7 protein-coding genes are annotated in these 6838 nt (G+C 72.0%); 5 read left to right on the top strand and 2 right to left on the bottom strand.

The window, feature by feature from the left end:
- Positions 1-200: 200 nt before the first annotated feature.
- Both ychF and EOINJALH_RS01370 read right to left on the bottom strand, forming a co-directional pair.
- Positions 201-1295, bottom strand: coding sequence for a redox-regulated ATPase YchF (gene ychF, locus EOINJALH_RS01375; protein ID WP_088278519.1), 1095 nt, complete (start codon positions 1293-1295; stop codon positions 201-203).
- Between the two features lie 117 nt (positions 1296-1412).
- Complete coding sequence (locus tag EOINJALH_RS01370; RefSeq protein WP_088278518.1) at positions 1413-2270, bottom strand: MOSC domain-containing protein; 858 nt, start codon at positions 2268-2270, stop codon at positions 1413-1415.
- A gap of 107 nt (positions 2271-2377) precedes the next feature.
- On the opposite strand from EOINJALH_RS01370, the gene EOINJALH_RS01365 reads away from it, so the two are divergent.
- The 5 genes from EOINJALH_RS01365 to EOINJALH_RS01345 form a co-directional block, all read left to right on the top strand.
- Entirely contained in the window at positions 2378-3496 is a 1119-nt protein-coding gene (locus tag EOINJALH_RS01365) for an FAD-dependent monooxygenase (protein ID WP_088278517.1), read from the top strand.
- A gap of 10 nt (positions 3497-3506) precedes the next feature.
- Positions 3507-4238 carry a DsbC family protein gene (locus EOINJALH_RS01360; RefSeq protein ID WP_199873116.1) on the top strand — a complete coding sequence of 244 codons (732 nt, stop codon included), beginning with the start codon at positions 3507-3509 and terminating at the stop codon, positions 4236-4238.
- 78 nt (positions 4239-4316) lie between these two features.
- A complete protein-coding gene (locus EOINJALH_RS01355; RefSeq protein WP_088278516.1) occupies positions 4317-4763 on the top strand; it encodes a DUF3429 domain-containing protein in 447 nt (148 codons plus the stop codon).
- A gap of 22 nt (positions 4764-4785) precedes the next feature.
- Positions 4786-6519: a M61 family metallopeptidase gene (locus EOINJALH_RS01350; RefSeq protein WP_088278515.1), complete on the top strand. Its 1734-nt coding sequence runs from the start codon at positions 4786-4788 to the stop codon at positions 6517-6519.
- The coding region (locus EOINJALH_RS01345) for a hypothetical protein (protein ID WP_144289802.1) at positions 6512-6838 on the top strand (327 nt) is incomplete at its 3' end. The genes EOINJALH_RS01350 and EOINJALH_RS01345, both read left to right, overlap by 8 nt.

The raw sequence follows: 6838 nt of genomic DNA, 5'->3' as shown, positions 1-6838 counted from the left end.
GCGGCGCACCGCAGGGCCGAGCACTGCAGGGCAGTCGGCGCAGCCGACCGCCACAGCGAAGCTCCCCGGCCTGCCCGTGCGCGGCTTTGCCGCCTCAGCGCCCAAAAGTCGGGACACGGTCCAGCCCTAACTGCACGCAGAACGTCTGCTGCGAGCCCGAACGCGCCACCCGATCCGGCGCGCCCGAACCTGCTCCGGCGTCAGACGTTGAACAGGAAGTTCAGCACGTCGCCGTCCTTGACGACGTACTCCTTGCCTTCGGAGCGCATCTTGCCGGCGTCCTTGGCGCCGTGCTCACCCTTGAACTGGATGAAATCCTCGTAGGCGATGGTCTGGGCGCGGATGAAGCCGCGCTCGAAGTCGGTGTGGATCACGCCGGCGGCCTGTGGGGCGGTGTCGCCGACGTGGATGGTCCAGGCGCGCACTTCCTTGACGCCGGCGGTGAAGTAGGTCTGCAGGCCCAGCAGCTTGAAGGCGGCGCGGATCAGGCGATTCAGGCCCGGCTCATCTTGCCCCATCTCGTGCAGGAACAGCGCCTTGTCCTCGTCGCTCATGTCCGACAACTCGCTCTCGGTCTTGGCGCAGATGGCCACCACCGGGGCCTTCTGCTTGGCCGCGTACTCGTTGAGGCGGTCGAGGAAGGGGTTGTTCTCGAAGCCGCCTTCGTCCACGTTGGCCACGAACATCGCCGGCTTGGCGGTGATCAGGCACATCGGCTTCAGCACGATGAGTTCTTCCTTGCTGAAGTCGATGCTGCGCACCGGCCGCGTCTCGTTCAGCGCGGCGTCGCACTTCTTCAGCACCTCCACCAGCCGCATCGCTTCCTTGTCGCCGCCGGCCTTGGCCTGCTTGGTGTAGCGCTGCAGGCTCTTTTCCACCGTGGCCAGGTCGGCCAGGCACAGCTCGGTCTGGATGACCTCGATGTCGGCGATCGGGTCGACCTTGCCGGCCACGTGGATGACGTTCTCGTCCTCGAAGCAGCGCACCACGTTGACGATGGCGTCGGTCTCGCGGATGTGGCTGAGAAACTGGTTGCCCAGGCCCTCGCCCTTGCTGGCCCCGGCCACCAGGCCGGCGATGTCGACGAACTCGACGATCGCCGGCACCACGCGCTCGGGCTTGACGATCTCGCTCAGCTTGCCCAGCCGCGGGTCGGGCAGCTCGACGATGCCGACGTTCGGCTCGATGGTGCAGAACGGGTAGTTCTCGGCGGCGATGCCGGCCTTGGTGAGGGCATTGAAGAGGGTGGACTTGCCGACGTTGGGCAGGCCCACGATGCCGCATTTGAGGCTCATGGCGGGGCTTTCTGCAGGAAAAACAGGCGGCGGCCCGCGGCCGCCGAACCCGGGATTTTAGGCGCCGTGCCGTCGGCGGGCGCGCCGGGCGTCCGACGGCCCCCGGCCCTCAGCCTCTCAGACCGCGAAGCGCCCCGACACCGCCGCGCCGGCGCGCAGCCGGTGGCCGATGCCCGAGACGATGACCGCGTTCATGCCGAAGGTGACGGCGCCGTCCAGCCGCGGGTCGGAGCGGTAGCCGGCCAGGGCGCGGCCGACCGCGGTGCCCGGCTCGCCGGTGGCCGGGTCCACGTCGGGGATGCTGCAGCGGCCACAGGGCTTCACCAGCTTCAGCTGCACCGGGCCGTCGACGCTGGCGATCTCGAGCGTGTCGATGTGGTCCTCGTCGTGCGCTTGCTCCAGGCCGTCCAGCACCAGGTTGGGCCGGAAGCGCGCCATCGTCACCGGCGGCTCACCGTCCACCGCCAGGCGCCGGTTCAGCTCGGCCAGTGACGCGGTCGATGCCACCAGCAGCGGAAAGCCGTCGGAAAAGCCGTTCTCGGCCTCCAGCTCACCCGTCCAGCGGCGGTCGGACAGCCGGCGCTGCTCGGGGTCGAAGCGCACCAGCCGCAGCCCTGGCGTGCCGAGGAAGTCGCTGAACCACTGGCCGGCCAGCGCACCCATGGTGTAGGCCTTCACCCCGTCGTGCCACACGTGCACGTGGGTCGGGTCCTCGACACCGTCCAACGACAGGTGCAGCGCCAGCATGCCGGGGGCGCGCAGCACCAGATCGCTGGTGCGCAGCGTGGGGCGCACCAGCGCCAGCCGCGGCAGCTCTCGCTGGGTGAGCATCTCGCCGTGGTCGTCGACCACCATCCAGGCGCGGTCGAGGTCGAGCCCGGTCTCGGCGAGCGGGTGCTCGCGCAACTCGATGCCGGCGCAGCTCTTCACCGGGTGGACGAACAGGGGGCCGAGGACGCAGGAGAAATCGCTCATGGCAGGGCGCGTGGGGCGGTGGGGCGAGACGAAGGCCCTGGATTGTGCGCGCTGGCCGGGGCCGCCACACGACGCTGGCTGCCCCCGCCTCCTAGAATCGGGGCACCATGGAACGCTGCGATGTGTGTGTGAGGGGCTCGGGCGCCGTCGGCGCCAGCTTGGCGCTCGCGCTGTCGCGCCAGGGGCTGCAGGTGGCCTGGCTGGCCGCACCGGCGCCGGTGGCCGGGGCCGAGGCGCGCCCCGACGTGCGGGCCTATGCGCTGAATGCCGCCTCGCGCGCGCTGCTCACCGAACTGAAGGTCTGGCCGGCGCTGCCGGCCGATGCCGTGACCGCGGTGCACGACATGCGCGTGGCCGGCGACGCGCCGGGCGGCGCGATCGAGTTCTCGTCGTGGCAGCAGGCCGTCGAGGCGCTGGCCTGGATCGTCGACGCGGCCGAACTCGACGCCGCGCTGCACAGCGCCCTGCGTTTCGCGCCGCATGTGCAGCGCGTCGACCGGCCGGTGGCCGCGGCGCTCACGGTGTGGGCCGACGGCAAGGCCACCGCCGCGCAGGCCGAACTGGGCGTGCGCGTGCATCGCCACGGCTACGGCCAGAGCGCGGTGGCCGCCCGCCTCGAATCCGACCGGCCGCACGGCCACATCGCCTGGCAGTGGTTCCGTTCGCCCGACGTGCTGGCGCTGCTGCCCTTCGACCGGCCCCGCGTCGGCCAGGGCTTCGGCCTGGTCTGGTCGCAGCCCACGGCCGAGGCCGAGGCGCTGCGCGACCTGTCCGACACCGAGTTCGAGGCCCGCCTGGCCGAGGCCACCGGCGGCGCCGCCGGCACGCTGCGCCTGACCGGCCCGCGCGTGCTGTGGCCGCTGAGCCTGGCCCACGCGTCGCCGCTGTGCGGCCCCGGCTGGGTGCTGGTGGGCGACGCCGCCCACGTGGTGCACCCGCTGGCCGGCCAGGGGCTCAATCTCGGCCTGGCCGACGTGGCCAGCCTGGCCGCCGTGATCGCCCGACGCGAGCCCTGGCGCACCCTGGGCGACGAGGCCCTGCTGCGCCGCCACGTGCGCGCCCGCGCGCTGCCGACGATGGCCATGGCCCGCGTCACCGACGGCCTGCTGCATCTTTTTGCCGCTCCTCAGCCGATGGCGAAGGAACTTCGCAACCACGGCATGCGTCTGCTCAATCATCTGGCGCCGATCAAGCGCCTGCTCACAGCCCGGGCGCTCGACGCCTGAAGGACCCCCCATGACCCTCCTGACGACCTTGCGCCGCGGCGCCCTCGGCCTGGCAATGCTGGCCGCCACCCTGGCCGCCAGTGCCGACGAAGCCACGATCCGCAAGAACCTGGCCGAGCGGCTGCCCAACCTGCCCAAGATCGACGAGGTCAACAAGACGCCCATCCCTGGGGTGTTCGAGGTGCGATTCGGCACCGACGTGTTCTATTCCGATGAGGCGGGCAACCACATCATCCAGGGCTCGATCATGGACACCCGCACGCGGGTCGATCTCACCCAGGTGCGCATCGACAAGCTCACCGCCATCGATTTCGCCACGCTGCCCCTGAAGGACGCCGTCGTCGTCAAGCAGGGCACCGGCGCGCGCAAGCTGGTGATCTTCGCCGACCCGAACTGCGGCTACTGCAAGCGCATCGAGCGCGACCTGCTGGCGGTGAAGGACGTGACGATCTACACCTTCCTGTACCCCATCCTGGGGCCCGATTCCAACGTCAAGTCGCGCGACATCTGGTGCGCCAAGGACCCCGCCAAGTCCTGGCGCAACTGGATGGTCGATGGCAATGCACCGGCCAAGGTCAGCGGCGAGTGCGACAGCGCCGCGCTCGACCGCAACCTCAAGCTCGGCCAGAAGCACAAGGTCAACGGCACGCCGGCGGTGGTGTTCGAGGACGGTTCGCGCGCGCCGGGGGCCTTGCCCACGGCGCAGATCGAGGCCCGCCTGGCCTCGGCCGCAAAGAAGTGACACCACGCACACCGGCGTGCAGGGCGTGAGGTTCGCGCCGGTGCGCCGCCGCGGCAGCACGGCCACAATCACCGCACCATGAACCCTGCGCTGACCACCACGGCCCCGCCGTCCGACACCGCCCATCGCCTGGGCCAGGCCGGGCTGGTGCCCTTCGTGCTGGGGGCGGCGCTGGTCTGGCTGGTCGACGAGCGGGCCCATGGCTATGTCACGCTGGGGCTGTCGGTCTATGCGGCGCTGGTGGTGTCGTTCCTGGGCGGCATCCACTGGGGCATCGGTTTCGTGCATGCCGATCCGCCGCCGACGCTGTTCGTCTGGGGCGTGGTGCCATCGATGCTGTCCTGGGTGGCGGTGATGATGCCGCCCGGCGCCGGCCTGGTGGTCAATGGCGTGATGCTGGTGGCGTGCTACCTGGTCGACCGAAAGGTCTACCCGCCGATGGGTCTGTCGCGCTGGCTGACGCTGCGCTTCCGCCTGTCGTCGCTGGCCGCCTTCTGCTGCTTCCTCGGCGCCGCGGGCGCCTAGGCCACCGGGGGGCCGTGGACCCATGGTCCGCTACCGCGTCGAGATCGAAGACGCCCATGCCCATCTCTTCCGCGTCACGCTGACGCTGCCCCGGCCGGCAGCGCTGCAGCGGCTGTCGCTGCCGGTGTGGATCCCCGGCAGCTACCTGGTGCGCGAGTTCAGCCGCCACCTGAGCGGCCTGCAGGCACGGCAGGGCGGCCAGGCGCTGGCGGTCGAGCAGATCGACAAGGCCGGCTGGCAGGTGGCCTGCAGCGGGCGCGCCGCGCTGGTGCTGAGCTACCGCGTCTACGCCTTCGACCGCTCGGTGCGCACCGCCTTCCTCGACGCCGGCCGCGGCTTCTTCAACGGCACCAGCCTGCTGCTGCGCGCCGAGGGCCGCGAGCACGAGCCGCACGAACTGGCCCTGGGCGCGCTGCCGGCCGGCTGGGACGTGGCCACGGCGATGCCGCCCGCCGGCCGGCGGCGCTACCGGGCGGCCGACTATGCCGAGCTGGTCGACCACCCGTTCGAGCTGGGTCCGTTCTGGCGTGGCAGCTTCCAGGCCGGCGGCGTGGCGCACGAGCTGGTGGTGGCCGGTGCGCTGCCGTCCTTCGACGGCGAGCGCCTGCTGCAGGACACGCGCCGGCTGTGCGAGCAGCACATCCGCTTCTGGCATGCGTCCAGCCACACGGCGCCGCCGTTCCAGCGCTACCTGTTCCTGCTGCTGGCGGTGGACGACGGCTACGGTGGCCTCGAGCACCGCGCCAGCTCGGCGCTGGTGGCCGCGCGGCGCGACCTGCCGCGCCAGCGCATGGAAGGCCTGCCCGACGGCTATGTGATGCTGCTGGGCCTGCTCAGCCACGAGTACTTCCACGCCTGGAACGTCAAGCGCCTGCGGCCGGCCGATTTCGAGCCGATCGACTACGACCGCGAGAACTACACCCGGCTGCTCTGGTTCTTCGAGGGCGTCACCTCGTACTACGACGACCTGATGCTGCTGCGCGCCGGGCTGATCGACCTCGAGCGCTACCTGCGCCTGGTGGCCCGCGCCGCCAACGCCGTGGCCACCACGCCGGGCCGGCGCGTGCAGAGCCTGGCCGAGGCCAGCTTCGACGCCTGGATCAAGTACTACCGCAGCGACGAGAACACGCCCAACGCCACCGTCAGCTACTACCAGAAGGGCGCCCTGGTGGCGCTGGCGCTCGACCTGCGCCTGCGCCGCGAGGGCGGCTCGCTCGACGAGGCCATGCGCCTGCTGTGGCAGCGCAGCGGTGGCGGCGGGCCCATCGCCACGGCCGACATCGTCGCGGTGCTGCAGGCCGTCGGTGGTCGATCGTTCGCGCCCGAACTGGCGGCCTGGGTCGACGGCACCGACGAGGTGCCGCTGGCCGAACTGCTGGCCGACCTGGGTGTGGAGGCGCGCACCGACCGCGCCGCGTTCACCGCGTCGCTGGGGCTGCGGCTGTCCGAGGGCGCCGTGGGCGGCGTGCACGTCAAGGCCGTGCTGACGGGCAGCGCCGCGGCCGCGGCCGGCATCTCGGCCGGCGACGAGTTGCTGGCCGTCGACGGCTGGCGCATCCGCCGGCTCGACGAGGCGCTGCTGTGGATCGATCCGGCCAAGCCCTTCGACCTGCTGCTGGTGCGCGACCAGCGGGTGATGACGCTGCGCGTGGCGCCGCAGCCGGCGTCGCCGCTGGGCACCACCCTCGCGCTGCTGGTGGGTGCGCGCCCGGGCCGCGCCGAGACGGCCCTGCGACGCGCCTGGCTCGATGGCTGAGACCCTGGCGCCCGGCGTGCCGCCGGCCTTGCGCACGCCGCTGCGCCAGCGCGGCGGCTGGGTGCTGCTGGCCGGGGTGATCGCGGCCCACCTGCTGGGCGCCAACGAGTTGCTGGCCGACCGCTTCGGCTGGGGCGAGGGCCGTGATGGCCGGTCCATCGCCCGCATCGAGGTGGCCTTCGTGCGCGAGCTGGCGCCGCGCGAGCCGCCGCCGGTCGAGGCGCGGCCGAACGCCGCCGTGGCGGCCCGCCGCCACCGCTGCGCTGCCACAGCAGGCGCATGGCCTCGTCGAGCGAGCCGCCCTCGCGGCGCAGGCGCA

The organism is Ideonella sp. A 288 (assembly GCF_002198735.1).
Taxonomy (GTDB): Bacteria; Pseudomonadota; Gammaproteobacteria; order Burkholderiales; family Burkholderiaceae_C; genus Pseudaquabacterium.
The sequence above is the reverse complement of the archived record's forward strand: the minus strand, read 5'-3'. Positions and strand labels throughout refer to the sequence as shown.